Annotated in this window: 29 protein-coding genes and 1 riboswitch; of the genes, 11 read left to right on the top strand and 18 right to left on the bottom strand. The window is 70.5% G+C overall.

Annotated features, from left to right (window positions below; genetic code table 11):
- Positions 1 to 57 precede the first annotated feature (57 nt).
- Genes OO71_RS02050 through OO71_RS02040 form a run of 3 tightly spaced genes read left to right on the top strand, consistent with a single transcriptional unit; the run spans position 58 to position 3,151 of the window.
- Positions 58 to 1,353, top strand: coding sequence for a sugar ABC transporter substrate-binding protein (locus tag OO71_RS02050; RefSeq protein WP_033287864.1), 1,296 nt, complete (start codon positions 58 to 60; stop codon positions 1,351 to 1,353).
- Positions 1,350 to 2,324 carry a carbohydrate ABC transporter permease gene (locus OO71_RS02045; RefSeq protein WP_033287863.1) on the top strand — a complete coding sequence of 325 codons (975 nt, stop codon included), beginning with the start codon at positions 1,350 to 1,352 and terminating at the stop codon, positions 2,322 to 2,324. Before OO71_RS02050 ends, OO71_RS02045 begins: the two co-directional genes overlap by 4 nt.
- On the top strand, positions 2,321 to 3,151 hold the full coding sequence (locus tag OO71_RS02040) for a carbohydrate ABC transporter permease (RefSeq protein ID WP_033287862.1): 831 nt from the start codon (positions 2,321 to 2,323) through the stop codon (positions 3,149 to 3,151). Before OO71_RS02045 ends, OO71_RS02040 begins: the two co-directional genes overlap by 4 nt.
- A gap of 11 nt (positions 3,152 to 3,162) precedes the next feature.
- Here the strand turns inward: OO71_RS02040 and OO71_RS02035 are convergent, their stop codons facing one another.
- Genes OO71_RS02035 through OO71_RS02020 form a run of 4 tightly spaced genes read right to left on the bottom strand, consistent with a single transcriptional unit; the run spans position 3,163 to position 6,222 of the window.
- Positions 3,163 to 3,651: a GNAT family N-acetyltransferase gene (locus OO71_RS02035; protein ID WP_033287861.1), complete on the bottom strand. Its 489-nt coding sequence runs from the start codon at positions 3,649 to 3,651 to the stop codon at positions 3,163 to 3,165.
- A gap of 40 nt (positions 3,652 to 3,691) precedes the next feature.
- Positions 3,692 to 4,678, bottom strand: coding sequence for a zinc-dependent alcohol dehydrogenase (locus OO71_RS02030; protein WP_033287860.1), 987 nt, complete (start codon positions 4,676 to 4,678; stop codon positions 3,692 to 3,694).
- Between the two features lie 20 nt (positions 4,679 to 4,698).
- Positions 4,699 to 5,496 (bottom strand): helix-turn-helix domain-containing protein, encoded by a 798-nt coding sequence (locus OO71_RS02025; RefSeq protein WP_033287859.1) that lies wholly within the window; start codon positions 5,494 to 5,496, stop codon positions 4,699 to 4,701.
- Positions 5,497 to 5,532: 36 nt separating this feature from the next.
- Positions 5,533 to 6,222, bottom strand: coding sequence for a nitroreductase family protein (locus tag OO71_RS02020; protein ID WP_033287858.1), 690 nt, complete (start codon positions 6,220 to 6,222; stop codon positions 5,533 to 5,535).
- Positions 6,223 to 6,292: 70 nt separating this feature from the next.
- On the opposite strand from OO71_RS02020, the gene OO71_RS02015 reads away from it, so the two are divergent.
- Positions 6,293 to 7,207: a LysR family transcriptional regulator gene (locus tag OO71_RS02015; protein WP_033288030.1), complete on the top strand. Its 915-nt coding sequence runs from the start codon at positions 6,293 to 6,295 to the stop codon at positions 7,205 to 7,207.
- A gap of 65 nt (positions 7,208 to 7,272) precedes the next feature.
- Positions 7,273 to 7,644 (top strand): nuclear transport factor 2 family protein, encoded by a 372-nt coding sequence (locus tag OO71_RS02010; RefSeq protein ID WP_033287857.1) that lies wholly within the window; start codon positions 7,273 to 7,275, stop codon positions 7,642 to 7,644.
- 191 nt (positions 7,645 to 7,835) lie between these two features.
- A riboswitch (glycine riboswitch) is annotated at positions 7,836 to 7,935 on the bottom strand.
- A 33-nt stretch (positions 7,936 to 7,968) separates the two neighbouring features.
- On the opposite strand, the gene OO71_RS02005 is transcribed toward OO71_RS02010, so the two are convergent.
- Positions 7,969 to 8,526 carry a MerR family transcriptional regulator gene (locus tag OO71_RS02005; protein ID WP_156096121.1) on the bottom strand — a complete coding sequence of 186 codons (558 nt, stop codon included), beginning with the start codon at positions 8,524 to 8,526 and terminating at the stop codon, positions 7,969 to 7,971.
- 290 nt (positions 8,527 to 8,816) lie between these two features.
- On the opposite strand from OO71_RS02005, the gene OO71_RS02000 reads away from it, so the two are divergent.
- Positions 8,817 to 9,449 carry a TetR/AcrR family transcriptional regulator gene (locus OO71_RS02000; RefSeq protein WP_033287855.1) on the top strand — a complete coding sequence of 211 codons (633 nt, stop codon included), beginning with the start codon at positions 8,817 to 8,819 and terminating at the stop codon, positions 9,447 to 9,449.
- A gap of 5 nt (positions 9,450 to 9,454) precedes the next feature.
- Here OO71_RS02000 and OO71_RS01995 read toward each other — a convergent pair whose 3' ends face one another.
- The 5 genes from OO71_RS01995 to clsA all read right to left on the bottom strand — a co-directional run bounded on the left by OO71_RS01995 (position 9,455) and on the right by clsA (position 12,476).
- Positions 9,455 to 9,928, bottom strand: a complete 474-nt coding sequence (locus OO71_RS01995) for a bifunctional nuclease family protein (protein WP_009078856.1) — start codon at positions 9,926 to 9,928, stop codon at positions 9,455 to 9,457.
- 219 nt (positions 9,929 to 10,147) lie between these two features.
- Positions 10,148 to 10,918: a transcriptional regulator FtsR gene (ftsR, locus tag OO71_RS01990; RefSeq protein ID WP_033287854.1), complete on the bottom strand. Its 771-nt coding sequence runs from the start codon at positions 10,916 to 10,918 to the stop codon at positions 10,148 to 10,150.
- Positions 10,915 to 11,382, bottom strand: coding sequence for a glycogen accumulation regulator GarA (garA, locus tag OO71_RS01985; RefSeq protein WP_033287853.1), 468 nt, complete (start codon positions 11,380 to 11,382; stop codon positions 10,915 to 10,917). The genes ftsR and garA overlap by 4 nt, the downstream gene beginning before the upstream one ends.
- Before the next feature lie 125 nt (positions 11,383 to 11,507).
- Positions 11,508 to 11,891, bottom strand: coding sequence for a glycine cleavage system protein GcvH (gene gcvH, locus OO71_RS01980; RefSeq protein ID WP_033287852.1), 384 nt, complete (start codon positions 11,889 to 11,891; stop codon positions 11,508 to 11,510).
- Between the two features lie 45 nt (positions 11,892 to 11,936).
- Positions 11,937 to 12,476, bottom strand: a complete 540-nt coding sequence (gene clsA, locus OO71_RS01975) for a cardiolipin synthase ClsA (protein WP_245633549.1) — start codon at positions 12,474 to 12,476, stop codon at positions 11,937 to 11,939.
- Between the two features lie 171 nt (positions 12,477 to 12,647).
- On the opposite strand from clsA, the gene OO71_RS01970 reads away from it, so the two are divergent.
- Positions 12,648 to 12,869 carry a hypothetical protein gene (locus tag OO71_RS01970; RefSeq protein WP_033287850.1) on the top strand — a complete coding sequence of 74 codons (222 nt, stop codon included), beginning with the start codon at positions 12,648 to 12,650 and terminating at the stop codon, positions 12,867 to 12,869.
- 258 nt (positions 12,870 to 13,127) lie between these two features.
- Here OO71_RS01970 and OO71_RS01965 read toward each other — a convergent pair whose 3' ends face one another.
- Positions 13,128 to 13,355: a hypothetical protein gene (locus OO71_RS01965; RefSeq protein WP_033287849.1), complete on the bottom strand. Its 228-nt coding sequence runs from the start codon at positions 13,353 to 13,355 to the stop codon at positions 13,128 to 13,130.
- Positions 13,356 to 13,635: 280 nt separating this feature from the next.
- On the opposite strand from OO71_RS01965, the gene OO71_RS51460 reads away from it, so the two are divergent.
- Complete coding sequence (locus tag OO71_RS51460) at positions 13,636 to 14,157, top strand: hypothetical protein (RefSeq protein ID WP_211260421.1); 522 nt, start codon at positions 13,636 to 13,638, stop codon at positions 14,155 to 14,157.
- 1 nt (position 14,158) lies between these two features.
- Here OO71_RS51460 and OO71_RS01955 read toward each other — a convergent pair whose 3' ends face one another.
- Together OO71_RS01955 and OO71_RS01950 are read right to left on the bottom strand one after the other, a co-directional pair.
- Positions 14,159 to 15,832 carry an AMP-binding protein gene (locus OO71_RS01955; RefSeq protein ID WP_033287848.1) on the bottom strand — a complete coding sequence of 558 codons (1,674 nt, stop codon included), beginning with the start codon at positions 15,830 to 15,832 and terminating at the stop codon, positions 14,159 to 14,161.
- Positions 15,833 to 15,866: 34 nt separating this feature from the next.
- A complete protein-coding gene (locus OO71_RS01950; protein ID WP_211260420.1) occupies positions 15,867 to 16,718 on the bottom strand; it encodes a crotonase/enoyl-CoA hydratase family protein in 852 nt (283 codons plus the stop codon).
- An 83-nt stretch (positions 16,719 to 16,801) separates the two neighbouring features.
- Between OO71_RS01950 and OO71_RS01945 the strand changes: the two genes are divergently transcribed.
- The gene (locus OO71_RS01945; protein WP_033287847.1) at positions 16,802 to 17,677 is read left to right on the top strand and encodes an alpha/beta fold hydrolase; all 876 of its coding nucleotides are present in this window, start codon (positions 16,802 to 16,804) and stop codon (positions 17,675 to 17,677) included.
- Here the strand turns inward: OO71_RS01945 and cobA are convergent.
- The 5 genes from cobA to rpmB all read right to left on the bottom strand — a co-directional run bounded on the left by cobA (position 17,665) and on the right by rpmB (position 20,009).
- A complete protein-coding gene (gene cobA, locus OO71_RS01940) occupies positions 17,665 to 18,882 on the bottom strand; it encodes a uroporphyrinogen-III C-methyltransferase (protein ID WP_033287846.1) in 1,218 nt (405 codons plus the stop codon). The two genes, OO71_RS01945 and cobA, sit on opposite strands and share 13 nt — an antisense overlap.
- A 175-nt stretch (positions 18,883 to 19,057) precedes the next feature.
- The gene (gene rpsR / locus OO71_RS01935; RefSeq protein WP_033288027.1) at positions 19,058 to 19,294 is read right to left on the bottom strand and encodes a 30S ribosomal protein S18; all 237 of its coding nucleotides are present in this window, start codon (positions 19,292 to 19,294) and stop codon (positions 19,058 to 19,060) included.
- Between the two features lie 5 nt (positions 19,295 to 19,299).
- A complete protein-coding gene (gene rpsN / locus OO71_RS01930; protein ID WP_033287845.1) occupies positions 19,300 to 19,605 on the bottom strand; it encodes a 30S ribosomal protein S14 in 306 nt (101 codons plus the stop codon).
- Positions 19,605 to 19,772, bottom strand: coding sequence for a 50S ribosomal protein L33 (gene rpmG / locus OO71_RS01925; protein ID WP_005149953.1), 168 nt, complete (start codon positions 19,770 to 19,772; stop codon positions 19,605 to 19,607). Before rpmG ends, rpsN begins: the two co-directional genes overlap by 1 nt.
- Entirely contained in the window at positions 19,773 to 20,009 is a 237-nt protein-coding gene (gene rpmB / locus OO71_RS01920) for a 50S ribosomal protein L28 (protein WP_033287844.1), read from the bottom strand.
- Between the two features lie 77 nt (positions 20,010 to 20,086).
- On the opposite strand from rpmB, the gene mrf reads away from it, so the two are divergent.
- Together mrf and rpmF are read left to right on the top strand one after the other, a co-directional pair.
- Complete coding sequence (gene mrf, locus OO71_RS01915; RefSeq protein ID WP_033287843.1) at positions 20,087 to 21,334, top strand: ribosome hibernation factor-recruiting GTPase MRF; 1,248 nt, start codon at positions 20,087 to 20,089, stop codon at positions 21,332 to 21,334.
- A gap of 64 nt (positions 21,335 to 21,398) precedes the next feature.
- Positions 21,399 to 21,554: a 50S ribosomal protein L32 gene (gene rpmF, locus OO71_RS01910; RefSeq protein WP_033287842.1), complete on the top strand. Its 156-nt coding sequence runs from the start codon at positions 21,399 to 21,401 to the stop codon at positions 21,552 to 21,554.
- The last annotated feature ends 9 nt before the right edge of the window (positions 21,555 to 21,563 follow it).

Genomic DNA, 21,563 nt, shown 5'->3' with positions numbered 1-21,563 from the left:
GGTCTACACCATTCGCATCACCGGCTCCTGGGCCGGGGCACCGAAAGGACAAGACACGTGAAGCGCTGGCTCAAGCTGGCGGCGGGGGCCGCCGCCATCACGCTCGCGACTGCCGGGTGTGCCGGTTCCGGCGGGAGTGACGACGCATCGGGCGCTGGGGGCGCGCAGCAGGGTGGCACGCTGACGGTCTGGCTCATGACCGGTTCCGCGCCCGACGGCCTCACCGCCGGGCTCAACAAGGAGTTCGAGGCGGCCCATCCCGGCGTCAAGGTCGACTACCAGATCCAGCAGTGGAACGGCATCCAGCAGAAGCTCACCACTGCGCTGGCCAGCAACACTCCCCCGGACGTCATCGAGGTCGGGAACACCCAGACGCCTGCGTTCGCCGCGCAAGGCGTGCTGCAGGATCTTTCCGGCGACGTCGGAAACCTCAACGGCGCCCAGTGGCTGGCCGGGCTCAAGGCGTCCGGGCAGTACGACGGCAAGACCTACGGCGTGCCCTTCTACGCCGCCAACCGGGAAGTCCTCTACCGCAAGGACATGTTCGAGCAGGCCGGGATCACCCAGCCACCCACCTCCGACCAGGAATGGCTCGACGCGATCGCCAAGCTCAAGGCGAAGTTCGGCAGCGACCCTCAGTTCCAGCCGCTCTACCTGCCCGGCCAGAACTGGTACGCGCTGCTGTCGTTCATCTGGGACAACGGCGGCGACGTCGCCAAGGCCGAGGGCAAGAGCTTCAAGTCCACGCTCGACACCCCGCAAGCCAAGGCGGGACTGGAGTTCTACAAGAAGCTCGTCGACGCGTCCGGGACCACCGCGCCCAAGGACAACGACGAAGCCAACCCGCAGCAGGCGGGCATCTACGGCGGCGGCAAGGTCGCGATGTTCATCGACACCCCGGGTGCCGTCGCCACGGCGGCCAAGACCGATCCCGGCATCACCGCGAAGACCGGTGCCTTCCCGATTCCGTCGAAGAACGCGGGCCAGAGCGCGCCGGTGTTCCTCGGTGGTTCGAACCTGGTCGTCCCGGTCAACAGCAAGCAGCAGGACCTCGCCAAGGAGTACTTGAAGCTCCTCAGCAGCACGAAGTACATGACCCAGATGGCCGCCGGCGGGTACGTGCCCGGCACCTCCACCGACGTCAGCGCACTCGAAAAGGACCCGCTCGGCTCCGTGATGGCGAAGGCGTCGAAGAACGGCCGTGCGGTGCCGACCAGCCCGAAGTGGGGTGAGGTCGAATCCGGCCAGAACCCCTTGAAGGACATGCTGACCGCCTACCTGACCGGGAAGAAGACCCTCGATCAGGCCACCGCCGACGCGAACGCCGCCCTCGACAAGATCATCGGCGGATGACGACGACGAAGGACGTACCGGTGCCGGCGGGGACCACCCCGCCGGCACCGGCGCGCGGCGCCAAGGGGAAGCGGGTCCGCTCCGAACGGCTCACCCCTTATCTTCTGCTGCTGCCCGCGCTCGCCGCGGTGCTGGTCCTGCTCGGCTGGCCCACCATCCAGATGCTCGGGATCAGCCTGCGGCAGCTGGACCTGCGCGAGCTCGTCACCGGCAAAATGGTGTGGATCGGGCTCGAGAACTACACCGGCGTGCTGTCCGACCCCGAGTTCTGGACCGTCGCAGTCCGCACGATCCTCTTCACCGCCGCGCTCGTCGCCGCGACCCTGCTGGTGGCCCTGCTCATCGCGGTGCTGATGCGGCATCTGCACCCGGCGCTGCGGATCTGCGTGCAGATCGCGCTGGTGCTCGCGTGGGCGGTCCCGGTGATCGCGACGACCACGGTGTTCCAGTGGATTTTCGACCAGCAGTACGGAATCCTCAACAAAACGCTCGACAAACTGGGGATGCATTCGTTCATCGGCTACTCGTGGTTCTCCAGCGGAACCAGCACCCTCGTGGTGATCGGGCTCCTGGTGCTGTGGCAGGCCGTGCCGTTCGTGGCCTTCACGCTCTACGCGGGCCTGATCGGCGTACCGCGCGAGCAGTACGAGGCGGCGGGCATCGACGGCGCCAGCGCGTGGCAGACCTTCCGCGCGGTCAGCTGGCCCGCGATCCGGCCGATCCTGACCATGGTCACGTTCCTGTCGGTGCTCTGGGACTTCAACATGTTCGCCCAGGTCTGGGCCATCCGCCAAGGCGGGCCGGACGGCACGAGCACCACACTCGCGATCCTGCAGTACCTCAAGGGCATCGCGGGCAGCCACTTCGGGTCGGCCGCGGCGATCGCCACGATCATGCTGGTGCTGCTCCTGCTGGTCACCGCCCGCTACGTGCAGCTGCTGGTCCGGACGAAGGACGGGGAGATCGCATGAGGAAGTCCCTGCCCGCGCGGATTTCGCTCTCGGCCGCCGGGATCGTGGTCACGCTGCTGTTCCTCTTCCCGACGTACTGGATGTTCACCACGGCGCTCAAGACGCCCGGCGAGATCCTGTCGCCCGAATACGACCTGATCCCGAGCTCGGCGACGCTGGCGAACTTCGCGTCCGCGCTCACCAAACCCGGGTTCGTGACCTACCTGAGCAACAGCCTCATCGTCACGCTCGGCGCGGTGCTCGCGGCACTGGTCGTCGGGGTGCTGGCGGCGATCCCGCTCGCGCGATTCCGCTTCCGCGGCCGCAAGGGGTTCCTGCTGCTGATCCTGGTCGCGCAGCTGGCCCCGCTGTCGGCGCTGTTCATCCCGATGTACCTGCTCATGCGGGACCTCGGCCTGCTCAACACCCTTCCGTCGCTGCTGCTGGTGTACTTCGCGACGTCGCTGCCGTTCACCGTGTGGATGCTGTACGGCTTCGTCAACGGTATCCCGTACGACCTCGAAGAAGCCGCGATGATCGACGGCTGCAGCCGGGTCGGCGCCTTCCGCCGGGTCACGCTGCCCCTGCTCGGACCCGGCCTGGTGACCACGTCGGTGTTCAGCTTCATCACCGCGTGGAACGAGTTCCTGTTCGCCCTGGTGTTCATGCGGGACCAGGGAAAGCAGACGCTGCCGGTGTGGCTGTCGTCGTTCCGCACGGCATTTTCCGTGGACTGGGGCGGGGTGATGGCCGCGTCGGTGGTCTACGCGATCCCGGCGCTGATCTTCTTCCTGATCGTGCAACGGAAACTCGTGTCCGGCATGACCGCGGGCGCGGTGAAGGGCTAGCGCCACCGGACTTACGGCTCGGCGATGCTGCGCGTGAAGGCGACCCGGTCGAGGCCTGGGCCGTCGTAGTCCGCGAGCACTTCCGACTCCGTGAAACCGAGCCGCGCGTGGAAGGCGCGGGACCCGGCGTTTCCCGGGCTGGTGATGCATTTCACCTTCCGCACACCGCAATCCCGCATCCGAGCGAAGAACCACGTGTACAGCGTCCGGCCGAGACCTTGCCCGTGCAGCGCCGGGTCGACGCCCACGAAGTGGATGTACGCCGTATCGGGGTCGGTCTGCGAGCGGAAGCCGAGCAGGAACGCGGCGAGGGTCCCGTCCGGGCGTTCGGCGAGCCGGCTGGCCGGGGTGAAGTGCTGGAAGTACAGGCGGGGTACCAAAAGCGCCCGCTCCTGCGCACCCGCCGCACCCTTCAGCCCGCCCCACCAAGGTTCCAGCACGCTGAGCACACGGGCATGGTCGGCTTCGGTCGGCTGGCGGAAAGTCAGGTCGGCACTCATGTCCGCAGCCTCTCGTCTCCGCGCGCGACAGGCAACTCGGTTACCGGCGCGGGTCGACGTGCATCTTCGGCGCTCCGACCGGCCGCTCCCCTGCCAAGACGGCCGCGACCTCGTCCAGCCCGACCGTCGCCGCCACCAGCGGACGCGGGTCGACGTCTCCGGCCGCGTACGCGTCGATCGCCGCGGCCAGGCCGGGGGAACCGCTCAGCACGCCGACCGCGGTGAGGTCCTTCAACGCCAACGTCCGGGTGTCGAGCGGGCTGGGACGGCCGGACAGTCCGATGTAGACGATCCGGCCCCCGGGTTCCACGAGCTCCGCGGCAAGCGCGGGTGCCGCCGGGTCGTTGGTCGCGTCGACGACGGCGTCGAACGGCGGCTCCGGTGCGCGCCTCTCGGCGGGAAATCCCAGGCTGCGTGCGAACTCCAGCGACCATGACGTGGTACCGACGAGATGAACCTCGCTCCCCGCGGCCCGCAGGAAAAGCGCGGTGAGCAACCCGATGGTGCCGGGCCCGAGCACCAGCACCCGCTCCCCCGCGGCCGCCCGCGCCGCCCGGCACGCGTTACCCCCGGGTTCGACCAGCGCGCCGGCCACGGGGTCCAGTCCGGCGGGCAGTTCGTGCAGGGACCGCACCGGTACCGCCAGCCGCTCCGCAAGTGCGCCCGCCCGGCCGCCGCGGATCCCGACCTCCTCCCGGTCCGCGCATACGTGCTGGTGCCCGGCCCGGCAGCGGCGGCAGTGCCCGCAGCCGAGCATCGTGTCCCCGGTGACGCGCCGCCCGGCCCACGCCGGATGCACCCCGGGTCCGACCGCGGAAACCGTGCCGCACCACTCGTGCCCGAGCCGCATCGGATAACGCGCATGCCCGTCGGCGAGGTACTGCATTTCACCGCTGAAGAACTCGACGTCCGTCCCGCACACCCCGGCCCGCTCGACGTCGACGACAACCTCGCTGACCCCGGCCACCGGTTCCGGCACCTCCGCCGGCCCGCCTTCCCCCGGCCCGGTCACCACGAACGCCCGCATGCGCCCGATCGTAGCCGCGCTCAGCCGGTCACGCGCTCACGCAAGAACGCCGCGGTCGCCGGATCCGCCGGGTAGAACGACTCGATCACCAGCTCCGCCACCGTCACGTCGAGCGGGGTACCGAACGTCGCCACCGTGCTGAAGAACGTCAGCTCCACCTCGCCGAGCCGGTACCGCAGCGGCACGAAAATGTCCCCCGGACCCGGGATCTCGACCTCCGGCACGGGATCGGCACACGGGTACCCGCGCAGTTCCGCCAGCAACGCGGCCAGCTCGCCGTCGGCCGTCTGCTCCACCTGGCGGCGCAACCGGCCCAGCAGATGCGCCCGCCATTCGCCCAGGTTGAGCACGTTCGGCGCCATGCCTTCCGGGTGCAGCGTCGCTCGCAGAACGTTCACCGGACCCGTCAGCAACTCCGGTGCGACACCCTCGGTGAGCACCGCCAGGCTGAGGTTGGCGTCGACCAGGTTCCATGCGCGGTCGACCACCGCCGCCGGGTACGGATCGTGTCCGGCGAGCAGGCGGCGGACGGCCTCGCGGACCACGGCCATCTCCGGCGCGCCGAGGTCCGACTCGCCGTACGCGGGCGCATACCCCGCGGCGAGCAGCAGGCGGTTGCGTTCGCGCAGCGGGATGTCGAGGTGCTCGCTCAGCCGCAGCACCATGTCGCGGCTCGGCTTCGACCGTCCGGTCTCGACGAAGCTCAAGTGCCGCGTGGAGATGTCCGCCGAGATCGCGAGGTCGAGCTGGCTGATGCGGCGGCGGTCGCGCCATTCCCGCAGCAGCTCGCCGACCGGGGCCTTCACCGTGGTGGTCACGCGCCCGACGCTACGTCCTCGGGCGCACCGGAGCCATTACCCCTGAGGTAACGGCGCGTGGACCACCAGCGCTTCGCCGAGCGGTTTGCGCTCCAGGTCCGGGACCTCGCAGTCCGGCGCGGGATATCCCACCGGGAACAGGATGTACGGGCGTTCGGTGGCCGGCCGGGCGAAGACCTCGTTCAGGAACCCCATCGGGTTGGGCGTATGCGTGAGCGTCGCGAGGCCCATCGTGTGGAGCGCGGTGATGAACATGCCACACGCGATGCCGACGCTTTCGTTGACGTAGTAGTTCTTCCGCACCGACCCGTCCGGAAGCGGCGTGCTCTTCTGCGCGAACGCGACGACCAGCCACGGCGCGACCTCGAGGAACTCCTTGTGCTCGTCGGTTTCGAGCCGGGCCAGCGCCGCGTGCCAGTCCGGGGCATGCCGGTCGCGGTAGAACTTCCGTTCCTCGATCTCGGCCGCCTCCCGCACCGCGCGTTTGACGCCGGGATCGGCCGTCGCGACGAACGTCCACGGCTGGTGGTGCGCCCCGCTCGGCGCGGTGTTGGCGATCCGCACCGCCGTTTCGATGGCTTCGAGCGGGACCGGGTCCGGGGAGAACCAGCGGACCGAGCGCCGTGCGTCGAGGAGCCGGTAGAGGTCCTGTCCGCGGGCGAGGCTTTCTTCCGCGGACAGGCGCGGCGGCGCGTAGGGGACGAACGGGTGCTGGTGCCGGGTCATGCCCCGACCTTGCCGCGCAACCTGTCATCGGTCCAGTTCGCATTTCTCGTGAAGGACATAAGCTGTGCTGATGTCCCTCTCCCTACGCCAGCTGGAGTACCTGGTCGCCATCGCCGACACCGGTGGCCTCACCTCGGCGGCGCAGAGCTGTCATGTGTCGCAATCGGCGGTGTCGCTGGCGGTTGCGGAGCTGGAGCGGGCGGTCGGCGTGCAGCTGGTCCTGCGCGGCCCGGGCCGGATGACGGCCCTTACCGACGCCGGACGACAGGTCGTCGGCGAGGCTCGTGCGGTGCTCACCGCGGTGTCCGAGCTGGGTACGACTGCGCGCGAATCAGGGCAGGATTTGGCGGGGCGCTTGTGTTTCGGCTGTTACACCCCCCTCGCGCCGTTGCACGTTCCGGCCGCGCTGGCGACCTTCCGTACCCGGCATCCGGAGGTCGAAGTCGGCTTCGTGGAAGGGACTCTGCCCGATCTGCAGCACCTCCTGCGGGAAGGCCGCTGCGACCTCGCCGTGCTGTACCGGCAGGATCTGATGCCGGGGATCGCCGTGGACACGCTGTACGACCAGCCGCCGAGCGTGCTCCTCCCGCCGGAGCACCGGCTGGCCCGCCGGAAGACGGTTTCGTTGCGCGCCTTGGCGGACGAGCCGTTCGTCCTTCTGGACGTGCCGCCGTCGGATCGCTATTTCCGCGACGTATTCGCCGCCGTGGGCCTGCCGATGACGGTGGCGCACCGCACGTCGAGCTTCGAGCTCGCGCGGGCGTTGGTGGCGCGGGGGCTGGGTTATTCGCTGTCGGTGCAGCGGCCGGCCCTGGAGCGGTCGGTGGAGGGGAAGCCGTTCGCGGTCCGGCCGGTGCGCGAACCGGTGCCGACGACTCCGGTCGTGCTGGCCCGCGCGGAAGGTGCCCGGCTGACCCGCCGGGCGGAGACCTTTCGGGCATTCTGCCGGGAGTTCTTCGGGGCGGCGCGGTTACCTGCCGGGTAATCGACCGGCCGCGCGTCTTCGGACAGGCTGGCCGCATCGCACTCACATCCAGAGGGAGAATCCCGATGACCAGCACCGAAACCGCCACCGACGTCGCCCGCCGCTACCTCGCCGTGTGGAACGAAACCGACCCGGTGCGGCGGCGCGAACTCGTGGCCGGGGTGTTCACGCCCGAAGCGACGATGACCGATCCGCTCGGCTCGGTGACCGGGTACGACGCCATCGACGGCTTCATCGCGGGGGCGCAGGCCCAGTTCACCGGGCTGGTCTTCAGCCTGCCCGCGGAACCCGACGCGCACCACGATCTGGCGCGCTTCCAGTGGTACCTGTCGTCCCCGGCCGACCCGGAGCCGGTCGCGATCGGCTTCGACGTGATCGAGCTGGCGAACGGCCGGATCACCAAGGTGCACGGGTTCCTGGACAAGATCCCGGGATAGCCGCCGCCACGCGGAGAGGTTCAGACCGCCCGGGAGGTCTGGACCTCACCCGTTCCCCGCCGAGGCAGGGTCCTCCCCACTCTGTCCGTACCCCGCAGGGCGCCTGAGAGTTTCACCCGCGTGGATACCCGGGTTTGCACCGTCGGCGGCGCCGGCTGGTGGTCTCCTGCCGGCGCACTTTCCAGAGGCGTCTCGTCCGCGCGGTCCGGGGTGCCTGAGAGGTTCCGGGGAGGACTTGCTCCTTCGGCGCCGGGCCGGGGATGCCGGCTCGGTCTCTCCCGCGCGGGTTCGTCGACTGCGCAGCCAGACTAGCGCAGCCCAAGATCACCCGGTGCGGCGGGCGTTGCGGCGCTGGGTCAGCTCGTCCGGCACGACCGCCTCGACGACCCCGCCGTCGGCGCGTTCGGCCGGGAACTCGTGGATCGTGCCGCTGATCTCCTGCATCGCCCCGCTCACCGCGATGCCGAACACGCCCTGCCCGCCCTGCAGCAGGTCGACGATCTCCTCCGGCGACGTGCATTCGTACACCGTGGTGCCGTCGGAGAACAGCGTGACCTTCGCGAGGTCGCGCACCCCCCGCACCCGCAGGTGCTCGACCGCCACGCGGATGTTCTGCAGTGAAACCCCGGTGTCCAGCAGGCGTTTCACGACCTTGAGGACCAGGATGTCCTTGAACGAGTACAGCCGCTGCGACCCCGAACCGTGTGCCGTGCGGATGCTCGGCGCGACGAGCTTGGTGCGCGCCCAGTAGTCCAGCTGCCGGTAGGTGATCCCGGCGATCTGGCAGGCGGCCGGGCCGCGGTAGCCGACCAGTTCGTCCGGCAGCGAGGCGTCGGGGAACAGCTCACCCTGCTCGCCGTCGGCGCCACGTCCGGCAGGCATCTCCGGACTACCAGCCTCGACCACCGCAAGCCTCCCCTCGCCTGACCTCGCGGCAGGCGTTCGACAGGCCGGTCGAGCCCAGGGACGGGATCGGCCGGGGAGAACCGCCGCGACGGCGCCGGCCGTTCGGGCCGGCGAATCACATCGTGGCGATTTACCGCCTTTGACGGTAAGGCTGCGCCGCGAGCCGGTCAACGCGACGCGCGGCGGACCTCAAGCTCGTGTCGAGGCTTTGGCCCGTTCGCCGTACGGATTTGACCGGATTTACTCAGCCGTGTTACTTTTTACTCATGCAAGTAAGAATGGACACGCAAGCGGAACTGGGTCTCACTGTCACCGAGGCCACCACGAGGGCGCAGATCATCTCGGCGACCATCGCGACGATTGCCGACCACGGGTACGCGCGTACGACCTTCGCGCGGATCAAGGAGCGGGCCGGGCTCAGCAGCACCAGGCTGATCTCGTACCACTTCACGAACAAGGCCGGCCTGATGCAGGCGGTGCTGAGCACGGTGTCGGAAACGAAGACGCTGTACCTGCAGCAGCGCAGCGAGGGCATCGACCCGGCCGACCGCCAGGGCAACCTGCGGGCGTACATCGAGACGTCGGTGGCGTTCCTGCGCGACTATCCGCAGTGCGAGCGGGTGCTGCAGGAAATGGCGGCCCATGCCGATGACCGGGACGGCTGGGCGATGGCCGGGGTCATGGTGGGCCAGCTGCGCACGGGTTTCCTGCAGCGGCAGCTGAAGCAGGGCCGTGACGAGGGCGCGTTCGGGGACATTTCACCGGACGTGGTGGCGCTGTCGATCGCGCAGGCCGTGGACGGGGTCGCGGCCGCGTATGCCGCCGATCCGGCCGTGGATCTCGACCGCTACGGCCGGGAACTGGCGGACCTGTTCGCCAGGGCGACCGCACCCGGGTGAGCGGATCAGGTGTCGGCGCCGCGGAAATCCTCGGGGGAGACGGAGTCGAGGAACTCGCGGAACTTCTCGACCTCGTCCTCCTGCTCGTCCGGGATGATGAGACCGGCTTCCTCGAGGACCGCGTCGACCGCGTGGATCGGGACGCCGATCCGCAATGCCAGCGCCACCGAGTCACTGGGGCGCGCGGACACGCGGATGTCGCCGTCGAAGACCAGTTCCGCGAAGAACGTGCCTTCCTTGAGATCGGTGATCACGACCTGCTCGAGCTCGCGGCCGAGTGCGCCGATGACCTCTTTCAGCAGGTCGTGCGTGAGCGGCCGGGCGGGCCGGACTCCTTGCTGTTCCAGGGCGATCGCGGTGGCCTCGACCGAGCCGATCCAGATCGGCAGGTACCGCTCGCCCTCGGTCTCCCGCAGCAACAAGATCGGCTGATTCGCGGGCAGTTCGACCCGCACTCCGACGACGCGCATCTCGCTCATCGGGCTTCGCCTCCCTCTCGTGCACACGGGCCGCAGCGCTGGTGACGGCTCACGACCGTTGTCTCCGACGCTACCCGTCATCCGGGCGCTGTGCTCGCTCGCAGCGGACATTCTCGGCTCGCGCCGCCGCGAACCGTCTCTCACGGTACGGCATCGCGGCGCCGACGTTCAGTCATTGACAAGTGACGGAAAACGCGTCTCACGCCACGGGCTGCCGGTTCAGCCTCCGCCCACGCCGCGGATCCCGGCCTTCACGAGCAGCGTGTGCAACGTGACCGACAGCGCGGCCAGTTCCCGCACGACCTCGTCGGCGCGCCCTTTCGCCTCGGCGTCACGATGCCGGTACACCGGGGTCACGATCTGCTCGAGCAGGCCGACCTCGCGGTCGGCCGCGGCGCGGAAAGCCCGCAGATGCCGCGGTTCGATCCCGAATTCGGTCATCGCCTTGACAGTACGGGCGATCAGCACCGCTTCCGGGCCGAAGAACCCCGCGGCACCGGGCCGCAGCAGGCCGTACTGACGCAGCTCGGCGAGCGCCGTTTCGTCGATTCCGGCTTGTGCCAGCAGGTCTTCCTGGGTGAGCCGGAGGTCCGGCCCGGTCTCGAAATCCGCGGGCGCGGGCAGGTCGCCGCCGCCGTCCCGCTCACCGAGCGGGACGAGCCGCCGCGGCAGCCGCGGGTTGTCCGGAACCGGCGCGGGCGCCGTGGTGCCCGCGTCCGCCGCGTCCAGCTGCTCCTTGATGACCTTGAGCGGGAGATAGTGGTCGCGTTGCGCGGACAGCACGTATCGCAGGCGTTCCACGTCCGCGGGCGCGAACTGCCGGTACCCCGACGGCGTGCGGCCCGGCCGGACCAGGCCTTCCGCTTCGAGGAACCGGATCTTGGAGATCGTGACATCGGGGAAGTCCGCGCGCAGCTGCGCGAGCACCGCCCCGATGCTCAACCCGTCCCGCCGGGCCTCCTGACGACCGGGCTGCCCGGCCGCCGTCACTGCGCCCCCTGGCCCCCGTGCCCCGGGCCGGTCAGGAAGACCAGGCGGAACTTGCCGATCTGCACCTCGTCGCCCCCGGCGAGGACCGCCTGGTCGACCGGTTCGCGGTTGACGTAGGTGCCGTTGAGGCTGCCGACGTCGATCACGACGAACTCCCCGCCCTCGCGCCGGAATTCCGCGTGGCGGCGGGAGACCGTGACGTCGTCGAGGAAGATGTCGCTGTCGGGGTGCCGTCCCGCGCTCGTGGTGTCGCGGTCGAGCAGGAAGCGCGACCCGGCGTTGGGCCCGCGCTTCACGACCAGGAGGGCGGAACCCGGCGGCAGGGCGTCGACGCCCTGCACCGGTGCCTCGGCGGCCGGTGCGGACTCCTGGCCTTCGACGTCGGCCAGGAAGTCGGCCCGGAAGACAGAGGTCCGCTCCGGAGACTGCTCCGGGGGAACGCCGGGCCCGTCGTTCGTGCTCACCTGAGCTCTCCTCTACGCATGGGTGTTGTCATCGACCAAGAACGTGTAGCTGTCAACGTACCGTGCCCGGACGGCTCCGGACCCCCGGGTTCCCCTTGGGCCGCGAGGCCGGTTCCGGGACCGGTTCAGCCCTGGATGAGGGCTTGGTACGCCTCGGCCTCGAGCAGTGCTTCGAGGCCCGCCGAGTCGTCGAGCCGGATCTCGACGAGCCAGCCTTCGCCGTAGGGATCGGAGTTGATGAGCTCGGGCGAGTCCGCCACCGCGGAGTTGACCGCGACGACCTCGCCGTCCACCGGGGCGAACAGCTCCGAGACGCTCTTCGTGGACTCGACCTCGCCGAAGACGTCGCCCGCCCCGACCTGCTTGCCCACCTCGGGCAGGTCGACGAACACGACGTCGCCGAGCTGGTCCTGCGCGTACTCGGTGATGCCCACCCGCACGAGCGAGCCTTCGCGGGTGGCGACCCACTCGTGCTCCTCGGTGTAGCGCAGTTCTTCCGGAGTGGTCAACGCCCCTCCCCTTCCTGGTACCGGTTCTGTTGCGGCAATCTTCCCTCACCGGCGGCGCAGGGCGCGCACCGCCTGCACGACGTAGAGCGCACCGGACCAGACATACAGGACGCCGCCCCAGACCATGAAGGCGTAGGCGATGGGCCGCGCGACCGCGGCGACGGTGGAGCCGCCCTGCGTGAGCAGCAGGAACGGGAAGGCGTACATCAGGACGAAGGTGGCGCCCTTGCCGATGTAGGTGACCTCGGGGGGCGCGAACCCGCCCCGCCGCAACGCGACCACGCAGACGGCGAGCACCAGCTCCCGCAGCACGAGCGGAACGACGACCCACCACGGGATGATCCCGCGGATCAGGAAGGCGACGAGCGTGGCGAGGATGTAAAGCCGGTCCGCGGCGGGGTCGAGCAGCTGCCCGAGCCGCGACATCTGGTCGAGCCAGCGGGCGAGCTTGCCGTCGAGCCAGTCGGTGAGCGCGGAGAAGACGAGCACGGCGAGCGCCCAGCCGTCCTCCTTCGGGCCGAGCAGCAGCCAGAGGAACACCGGCACGCCCGCCAGCCGAAGCAGCGAGAGCAGGTTGGGAATCATCAGAGCCTGCCGGAGGAGCGACGGCTCGGTCTTGGGCTCGGGGACCGTGGTCACGGGCTCAGCCTAGAGCGGAGGTCCGCGGGAGGTGTGCGCTGGCGGGCGTTTCGCCCGGAGTGGGTGGTGCGTGGCCGAAGTGGCGGGCCGGCGGTTGCGTGGGCTCTGGCAGTCACGGTGAGCTTTGGCAGTGACGGTGAGCTTCGGCAGTGCCGCGAGCTCGGGCGGCAGCGGGACGAGCAGCGGCAGCGGTGGTGGGACGGGCAGCGGCGTGGCGATGGGACGGGGCAGCGGGACGAGCAGCGGCTCGTCCGTCGCGTGTGCTCCGGCAGCGGCACGGGCCCGGAACCCGGGGCGACGGAATGCGACGCGGCCACCGTGGTCTCGGCGCGGAAGTGACCGAAGTCCGTGAAGGGAACCATGAGGGAATCAGATTCCGTGATGGTTCCCTTCACGGACTTCCGACCAGTCGGACCCTCCCCAGCAGCGGCCAGCCTCGGCCCAGGACGGCCAAACCCCACCGGGGCCAGGACCCTCACTCCACCCGGCGGCCCGCTCCGGCCAAAGCCGCAAAAGCCCCACCGGCATCAAGAACTCACCCGGCCCGGCAGCGATCACATCGGCACAGGACTCAACGCCCCACCGGCGTCGACACTCTCATCCGGCGCGGCGGCGGCTTCCCACCCGGCGGTGGCTCCAGCCACGGCGTTGCAGCTGGGTGGTGCTCAGGGTTTCCGGGCGGCCGCGGTCGTCGGTGCCGACCCAGCGGGAGCGGACGCGGCCTGCTTCCAGGACGTAGGGGCGGCCGCAGCACCACACCACGCTGCTCGGGGCCGTCGGGGGGATGGTCGGGTCTTCGGTTTCGGGGGCGGTTTCGGTGCTCATGCTCTCGGTGACTCGTGCTCTCGCGTCGGGTGCGGGGATCGGGGACACTCGCATGTCCTACCCGGTACTTCGGCGCCCGGGCCTCCCGCGTTAACGACCGCGGACCGGATTCCTCCGATCGATGATCGCGGAACCGGGACCACACAAGCGGATTTACCGGTCCGGAACGGGGAATCGATCGTCCACAATAGACACTCCGGGCGGCTCGGCGGAGTGTCGGTGCCGCTCAGCGGGGGCGGCCGGGGCCAGAATGACGGGCGACCCCGGCGAAAGGACCCCGGTGCCCTCCTCGAAGTCCGTGTGCGGGCCGCTCTGCGCGGCCGTGTTGCTCCTGCCTGCGCTTGCCGCCTGTTCGGGGGATCCGGTTCCCCCGTCGGCGGCATCCCCGGCACCCTCCGCGACCGCCGGGCCGTCGCCGACTACCCACGCTCCCCCGCCGCTGCCGCAGACCGAGACGTCCAAGACCACCGCAGCCGCGCAACCTGCCCCGCCCGGCGGAAGCAAGAGCGCGCCGCCACCCGCTGCACCGGCCACGCCGGGTACCTGCGGCACGGTCAGCGCGGCGAGCGGCCTCACGCTGTACGTCTACGACAACAAGACCGTCCCGTGTGCAGACGCCCTGTCGCTGGTCAAGAAGTTCCACGAGGCAATCGCCGGACGGCAGGCCGCGGGGTCGAACAATCCGGCCAACGCGACGGTCGACGGCTGGCTGTGCGTCTCCGGTCCGCCCGCCGCGCAGGGCGGCACCACCTGCAGCAAGGGCGAGCAGACCGTGCTGGCGGCGGTGGTGCCTGCCGAGTGACTCAGAAGTCGTCCTCGCGGAATTCACCGGCGGGACGGTCCCCCTCGCGCTCGCGGCCACGCAGCTCGACCCGGCGGATCTTGCCCGAGATGGTCTTCGGCAGGTCCCCGAACTGCAGCCGCCGGATCCGCTTGTACGGCGCGAGATGTTCCCGCGCGTACGCGAGAATCGCCCGCGCGGTGTCGGCGTCCGGCTCGTACCCGGCGGCCAGCACCACGTACGCCTTCGGCACGGCCAGCCGGATCGGGTCCGGCGCGGGCACCACAGCCGCCTCGGCGACGGCTTCGTGTTCCAGCAGCACGCTTTCCAGCTCGAACGGCGAGATCCGGTAGTCCGACGCCTTGAACACGTCGTCCGTACGCCCGACGTACGTGAGGTACCCACGCTCGTCGACCGACCCGACATCGCCGGTGTGGTAGTACCCGCCGGCGAACGCGGCCGACGTGCGCTCGTCGTCGTCCGCGTAGCCCGCCATCAGGCCGACCGGCCGGTGCGCCAGGTCGAGGCAGATCTCGCCCTCGGTCGCGCGTTCGCCGGTGACCGGGTCGACCAGCGCGACGGCGAACCCGGGCAGCGGCCGTCCCATCGAACCTGCGACCACGTCCTGCCCCGGCGTGTTCGCGACCTGCACGCTGGTCTCGGTCTGCCCGAAACCGTCGCGAATCGTGACGCCCCAAGCCTTCTCGACCTGCTCGATCACCTCGGGATTGAGCGGTTCGCCCGCACCGACGACCTTCTTCGGCGGTGTCCGCAACGCGCTCAGGTCGGCCTGGATCAGCATCCGCCACACGGTCGGCGGCGCGCAGAAACTCGTGACCCCGCACCGATCCATCTGCGCCATCAGAGCGAGCGGGTCGAACCGCGAGTAGTTGTACAGGAACACCGTCGCCTCGCCGTTCCACGGCGCGAAGAAGTTGCTCCACGCATGCTTGGCCCAGCCCGGCGACGAGATGTTCAGGTGGACATCCCCCGGCTCGAGCCCGATCCAGTACATTGTGGACAGATGACCGACCGGGTACGACACGTGCGTGTGCTGCACCAGTTTCGGCTTCGCGGTGGTACCCGAGGTGAAGTACAGCAGCAGCGGGTCCTCGGCGCGGGTGACGCCGTCGGGGGTGAACTCGCCCGGCTCGGTGTACGCCGTTTCGAAGGCGTGCCAACCGGAAACCGGCTCCCCCACGGCAATCCGCGTGTAGCCGCCCGCGACGTCCGCGAACTTCTCCGTGTCGACGTCACGGACCACGACGTGCTTGGCGTTGCCGCGCTCCACGCGGTCGACGAGGTCGGCCGGACCGAGCAGGGTCGACGCCGGGATCACGACGGCGCCGAGCTTCATCGCCGCGAGGATCGTCTCCCACAGCTCACCCTGGTTGCCGAGCATGACGATCACCCGGTCGCCGCGCGCGACGCCGAGCCCGCGCAGCCAGTTCGCGACCTGGTTCGAGCGCGCCGCCATCTCCGGGAACGTCCAGCGGTTCTCGGTGCCGTCCTCCTCGACGATCCACAGCGCGTACCGCTGCGCGTTCGCCGGGTCGCGCGCGATGGCGTCGAACCAGTCCAGCGCCCAGTTGAACTCCGCGAGCTGCGGCCAGGCGAAGTCGCGGTACGCGGTGTCGTAGTCCTCGCGGTGGGTCAGCAGGTAGTCGCGCGCCGCGCGGAAGGCAGCAGTGCTCACGTCGTACTCCTCGTGCTCGCCGTACGTGCCCGTTCTACTCGCCCTTGAACTCCGGCGCTCGTCGCTCGAGGAAGGCCTGCACCGCCTCCTGCAGATCCTTGCTCGGCAGGAACGCGGAGTTCCACGCGGCGACGTACCGCAGCCCCTCCGCGACCTGGCGTTCGGAGTTGGTGGCGAGCACCTGCTTGGTGCCCTGCACGACCAGCGGCGGGTTCGCGGCGATCTCGGCGGCCAGCTCGCGGGCCTTGGCAAGCAGGGTCTCCTGGTCCGGGTACACGTCGTTGACCAGGCCGATCCGCTCCGCGCGGGCGGCGTCGACGTCCTTGCCGGTCAGCGCCAGCTCGCGGACGTGGCCCTCGCCGATGATCGGCGCGAGCCGCTGGAGGCTGCCGAGGTCGGCGACGATCGCGACCTTCACCTCGCGCACGCTGAACTTGGCGTCCGCGCTGGCCAGGCGGATGTCGGCGGCGGTGATCACGTCCACGCCCCCGCCGATGCACCAGCCGGACACCGCGGCGATGACCGGTTTGCGGCATTCCGCCACCGAGCTCACCGCCTCCTGCAGCCGCCGGATCTCGCCGTGGAACTCGGTGCGCGGCCCGGCCAGCGCGTCACCGGCGAGCAGCGGCGCCCAGCTGCCCATCATGGCGGGCAGGTCGAGGCCGTAGGAGAAATGCTTGCCGCTGCCGGTGAGGACGACGGCGCGGACCCGCGGGTCGGCATCCAGTGCGGCGAACACCAGCGGCAGCTCACGCCAGAAGTCCGGGCCCATCGCGTTGCCCTTGCTCGGGCCGAGCAGGGTGATCTCGGCGACCGGGCCGTCGAGGTCGACGCGCAGGGACACCAGGTCGGGCAGGGCGGCTACAGGTTCGGTCATGCCGGTCATCTTGACTCATCCGGTTGACGCCGTGCCAACGCGGCTGCGGGATGCTTTCCTGGAGATCCACCGGTGGAAGAGGGAGGTGCCCGATGGACCAGGCTGCCGCAGCCGTCGCCGACGCCCCGTCCGCGGAACCCGCCGCGCCGCGCAAAGCCCGGCCGATCGAGCTGTCCGGCTCGTTCCGGCACGACGGCCAGCGGCTGTGCTACACCGAGTTCGGCAGCGGCGACCGCGTCGTGGTGCTCATGCACGGCATCATGTTCACCCGCCGGATGCACGCGCCGCTGGCCCGCCGCCTCGCCCGCGCGGGCTTCCGCGTGGTGACCCTCGACCTGCTCGGCCACGGCGATTCCGACCGGCCCACCCAGTCCTGGCGGTATTCCATGCCCGCGTTCGGCGAGCAGGCCGTCGCGCTGCTGGACCACCTGGAGGTCCCGGACGCGGTGGTGGGCGGCACCTCGCTGGGCGCGAACGTGGCGCTGGAGGTTGCGGTCGCCGCGCCGTCGCGGGCACGCGGCCTGGTGGTGGAAATGCCGGTGCTGGACAACGCCATCGTGGCCGGGCTGCTCACGTTCGCCCCGCTGCTGTTCGCGGCGCGGTTCCTGCCGGTGACGGTGCGCGGGGTGGCGCTCGCGGCGCAGCTGGTGCCGCACGGGAACCAGTGGGTGGACGTCGTCACCGACACGCTGAGCCAGCAGCCAGCCCCGATGGCGGCGCTGCTGCACGGCGTCCTGTTCGGCCGGGTCGCGCCGCCGAAGTCGGCCCGCCGCGAGATCGCCACGCCCGCGCTGGTCATCGGCCACGAAGGCGACCCGATCCACCCCTTCGGCGACGCCGGAAGCCTCGCCGACGACATGCCCAACGCGGAGTTCGTGCACGCCCGCAGCCCGGTCGAGCTGCGCCTGGACCCGACCCGGCTGAGCGCGTCCATCCGGGATTTCGCGTTCCGCTGCTATCCGGCCTGATCCCGGCTCAGCCCCGCCACCGGGCCGAACACGATCACCGCCGGGGGCCGGACGTTCGCCGCCGCCGCGGCTTCCGCCACCGTTGCCAGAGTCGAGCGCAGAGTGCGTTGCGTGCGCATGGTGCCGTCCTCGATCACGGCCACCGGCGTGTCGCCCGGGCGGCCGCCCTCCAGCAGGGCCGCGGCGAACTTGGGGAGCCGTTCGACGCCCATCATCAGCACGATCGTCCCGCGCATCCGGGCCAGCAGCGACCAGTCGACCAGCGACCGCGCGTCGCCGGGGGCCACATGCCCCGATACGACGACCACCTCGTGTGCCACCCCGCGGTGGGTCACCGGGACGTCCGCCACCGCAGGTACGGCGAACGCGGACGTGATGCCGGGCACCATCGTCACCGGGACGCCCGCTTCCGCGCAGGCCTGGACTTCCTCGAAACCGCGGCCGAACAGGTACGGGTCGCCGCCCTTCAGCCGGACCACGAACTTGCCTTCGCGCGCCTTCTCGATCAGCGTGCGGTTGATCACGTCCTGGCTCGCCGCGCGGCCGTACGGGATCTTCGCCGCGTCGATGACCTCGACCTCCGGCGCCAGCTCGTCCAGCAGCTCGCGCGGGCCGAGCCGGTCGACCACCACGACGTCCGCCCGCGAAAGCAGCCGCCGGGCACGGACGGTGATCAGGTCCGGGTCGCCGGGGCCCCCGCCGACCAGCGCAACGCCGGGCAGCTCGGTCTCGACGCGGCCGTCGACCACGGTGCCCGAGTGCAGGCCGTCGAGGATGCTGTCGCGGACCGCCGCCGACCGCAGCGGCTCGCCGCCGGACAGGACGCCGACCAGGAGCCCGCCGTGCCGTCCGGTCGCCGGAGTCACGGCGGACCCGGACTCGCCCTCGTCGGCGCGTACGCAGAACACCCGCTCCCGCTCGCCTTCCGCACAGACGGCGGCGTTCACCTCGGGATCGTTGGTGCAGGCGAGCGCGTACCAGGCGCCGGCGAGGTCACCGCCGGTGTACCGGCGCTCGTGCCAGACCAGCTCCCCCGCGTCGGCCATCCCCTGCACCGACGGCGTGGTGTGCGGCGAGACCACCTCCACCCGCGCGCCCGCGCGCAGCAGCCGCGGCAGCCGCCGTTGCGCGACCATGCCACCGCCGACCACCACCACGCGGCGGCCGGTGAGCTGGAGTCCGGAGAGGTAGTGCGGGTCGTCCATGCGCGGAGTTTAGGAGGTACACACCTCGGAGCGCGCGCAGCGTGGGTCATGCCACCCGGAAGACCGGCCCTTCGCCGCGAATGGCAGCCCGGCGCCGGGCGGTCAGGATGGCATGGTCCCGCCCGGGCCGGAGGTGGTCGCACTGGGATCGCTCACCCGCCCGGCGCACCCGGTTTCAGCCGCGCGCCGCCGACGGGTACGGCAGCAGCGCCATCTCGCGGGCGTTCTTGATGGCCGTCGCGACCTGTTTCTGCTGCTGTGGCGTCAATCCCGTGACGCGGCGGGCCCGGATCTTGCCGCGGTCGGAGATGAACTTCCGCAGCAGGTCGGCGTCTTTCCAGTCGACAGCGGTGATCCCCGCCGCGTGCAGCGGGTTCGCCCGGCGGCGCGGCGTCCGGTCCGGTTTCGGCATCCCGATCACCAGCTCGACTTCGACACGCCTGGCAGCTCCCCGTTGTGCGCCATCTGCCGCATGCGTACCCGGGACAGCCCGAACTTCCGCAGGTATCCCCGTGGACGCCCGTCGGCAGCGTCACGGTTGCGGATGCGCGTCGCGCTCGCGTCGCGCGGCATCCGTTGCAGCGCAACGACAGCGTCCGCTTTCTCGTCCCTCGAAGACGACGGCGACGCGATCACCGCCTTCAGCGCACGCCGCCGCTCGACGTACCGCGCCGCGATCACCTTGCGCTGCTCGTTCTTCGCGATCTTCGACTTCTTCGCCATCAGCGCTCTTCCTTGAACTCGACGTGCTTGCGCGCCACCGGGTCGTACTTGCGCAACACCATCCGGTCGGGATCGTTGCGGCGGTTCTTCTTCGTCACGTACGTGTAGCCGGTCCCCGCGGTCGACCGCAGTTTGATGATCGGCCGGATGTCGGTGCTCTTCGCCATCTAGAACTTCACCCCTTTCGCCGCGAGATCTGCGACCACCGCGTCGATCCCGCGCTTGTCGATCGTCTTCATGCCCTTCGCCGACACCTTCAGCCGCACCGTCCGGCCGAGGCTCGGCACGAAGTAGCGGCGCGACTGCAGGTTCGGCTCCCAGCGGCGCGACGTGCGGCGGTGTGAATGCGAGACCTGCTTGCCGTAGCCCGGCTTGCGGCCGGTGACCTGGCACACGGCTGACACGGACCCTCCCGAGTTGATAGTGACATTCGTTTTCAACTACGCTGTCCACCGTACCCGCCCCGTCTTCTGGAGATCCAGTGCCCCCACGTCCGCGCGTACCGCTCGTGCTCGTCAGCGGTCTCGCCCCGGCCCCGAACGACGCCCTCGCCGCGCTCCTGCTCCACGCGAGCCCCGGCACCGCCGTCGTCCACCACGACCTGCGCGACATCGGTGCCGGGGTCGTCCGCCGCCGCGTCCGCCTCCGGCAGCGTGACGAGCTGACCCCGCTCGAACTCACCCACGGCTGCGTCAACTGCACCCTGCGCCAGGACCTGCTGCCGCTGCTGCGCCGGCTCGCGCGGATGCCGCAGGTCGACCGCATCGTCGTGCGGCTCGACGAGGCGATGGAACCTGAGCCGGTGAGCTGGGCGATCCGCAACGTCCTCGTCGGCGACCGGCCGGTGATCGACGACGTCGAGCCGGAAGCCGTGTTCACCGTGGTCGACTGCGCGACCTGGCTGGCCGACGCCACCGGCGACGAGCTGCTCGCCGAACGCGGCCTGCAGGGCAGCCCGGAGGACGAGCGCACCGTCGCGCAAGTCGCACTGTCGCAAGTGGAATCGGCCGATGTGCTGGTGCTCGCCGGGTCCGCGCCGGATGCTTGGCGGGCGGCGAAATCCTCGGCCGTGCTGGACCGGGTCGCGCCGTCGGTACCCCGCGTGGAGCTGGCGCGCACCTCGGTCACCGAGCTGTTCGCGGCAGTTCCGGCCGACGCCCGCCGCGGCGAGGTCACCGACCTGCACGGCGCGCTCCTGCGTGGCGCCCCGCCCTTGCATCCGGACTGCGGCATCGAACTGCTGCGGTTCACGTCGCAGCGCCCGTTTCACCCGCAGCGGCTGCACGAGGCGATCGACACGCTGCTCGAAGGCGTGGTCCGCACGCGCGGCCGTGCGTGGGTCGCCAGCCAGCCGGACGTCGCGTTCTGGATCGAGTCGGCCGGTGGCGGTCTCGGCATCGGGCACGCCGGGCAGTGGCTCGCCGCACCGGACGGTCCCGGCTGGGCCGACGTCTCCCCCGAACGCCGCACGCTCGCGTCGCTGCGCTGGGACCCGGTGTACGGCGATCGCGCGCAGGAGCTGGTGGTCGTCACCGATCGGGCCGCACCGGAGGAGATCGAAGCCGCGCTGCACGGAGCGCTGCTGACCGACGCCGAACTCGCCGCAGGCGAAGCCGCGTGGCTCACCTACCCCGACCCGTTCGGGGAATGGCACGAGGACCCGTGCGAAGACCCCGACGAACCCGACCGGCACGTGAACGCCGTCAACCGGAAGGACGAAACCGCATGAAACCCGGCATCCACCAGGTCGAGAAGTCCCACCGCCGCTACGGCAAGCACGGGGGTACGCGCTGATGGCCGTGCCGAAGCGGAAGACCTCGCGCAGCAACACCCGGTCGAGGCGGGCGCAGTGGAAGGCGGCAGTGCCGGACCTGGTCCCGATCGTCGTCGATGGGGAGCGGAAGCTGGTGCCCCGCAGGCTGATCAAGCATTTCCAGCGGCTTCGATGAGGGTCGCAG

Origin of the sequence: Amycolatopsis jejuensis (assembly GCF_000717335.1) — a bacterium.
GTDB classification, from domain to species: domain Bacteria; phylum Actinomycetota; class Actinomycetes; order Mycobacteriales; family Pseudonocardiaceae; genus Amycolatopsis; species Amycolatopsis jejuensis.
This window is presented reverse-complemented; position numbering and strand designations above follow the sequence as displayed.

Bases quoted from the DNA above. Each gene is read 5' to 3' on its own strand.
- OO71_RS02000 (WP_033287855.1), top strand. From the start codon at position 8,817: ATGCAAGTAAGAATGGACACGCAAGCGGAACTGGGTCTCACTGTCACC.
- rpsR (WP_033288027.1), bottom strand. From the start codon at position 19,294: ATGCCGAAACCGGACCGGACGCCGCGCCGCCGGGCGAACCCGCTGCAC.
- OO71_RS02040 (WP_033287862.1), top strand. From the start codon at position 2,321: ATGAGGAAGTCCCTGCCCGCGCGGATTTCGCTCTCGGCCGCCGGGATC.
- OO71_RS02015 (WP_033288030.1), top strand. From the start codon at position 6,293: ATGTCCCTCTCCCTACGCCAGCTGGAGTACCTGGTCGCCATCGCCGAC.
- OO71_RS02030 (WP_033287860.1), bottom strand. From the start codon at position 4,678: ATGCGGGCGTTCGTGGTGACCGGGCCGGGGGAAGGCGGGCCGGCGGAG.
- clsA (WP_245633549.1), bottom strand. From the start codon at position 12,476: ATGATTCCCAACCTGCTCTCGCTGCTTCGGCTGGCGGGCGTGCCGGTG.
- OO71_RS01965 (WP_033287849.1), bottom strand. From the start codon at position 13,355: ATGAGCACCGAAACCGCCCCCGAAACCGAAGACCCGACCATCCCCCCG.
- OO71_RS01995 (WP_009078856.1), bottom strand. From the start codon at position 9,928: ATGAGCGAGATGCGCGTCGTCGGAGTGCGGGTCGAACTGCCCGCGAAT.
- rpsN (WP_033287845.1), bottom strand. From the start codon at position 19,605: ATGGCGAAGAAGTCGAAGATCGCGAAGAACGAGCAGCGCAAGGTGATC.
- OO71_RS01950 (WP_211260420.1), bottom strand. From the start codon at position 16,718: ATGACCGGCATGACCGAACCTGTAGCCGCCCTGCCCGACCTGGTGTCC.
- OO71_RS01945 (WP_033287847.1), top strand. From the start codon at position 16,802: ATGGACCAGGCTGCCGCAGCCGTCGCCGACGCCCCGTCCGCGGAACCC.
- rpmF (WP_033287842.1), top strand. From the start codon at position 21,399: ATGGCCGTGCCGAAGCGGAAGACCTCGCGCAGCAACACCCGGTCGAGG.
- OO71_RS02045 (WP_033287863.1), top strand. From the start codon at position 1,350: ATGACGACGACGAAGGACGTACCGGTGCCGGCGGGGACCACCCCGCCG.
- rpmG (WP_005149953.1), bottom strand. From the start codon at position 19,772: ATGGCGAAGAGCACCGACATCCGGCCGATCATCAAACTGCGGTCGACC.
- OO71_RS02005 (WP_156096121.1), bottom strand. From the start codon at position 8,526: ATGCCTGCCGGACGTGGCGCCGACGGCGAGCAGGGTGAGCTGTTCCCC.
- cobA (WP_033287846.1), bottom strand. From the start codon at position 18,882: ATGGACGACCCGCACTACCTCTCCGGACTCCAGCTCACCGGCCGCCGC.
- OO71_RS02020 (WP_033287858.1), bottom strand. From the start codon at position 6,222: ATGACCCGGCACCAGCACCCGTTCGTCCCCTACGCGCCGCCGCGCCTG.
- OO71_RS02010 (WP_033287857.1), top strand. From the start codon at position 7,273: ATGACCAGCACCGAAACCGCCACCGACGTCGCCCGCCGCTACCTCGCC.
- OO71_RS02035 (WP_033287861.1), bottom strand. From the start codon at position 3,651: ATGAGTGCCGACCTGACTTTCCGCCAGCCGACCGAAGCCGACCATGCC.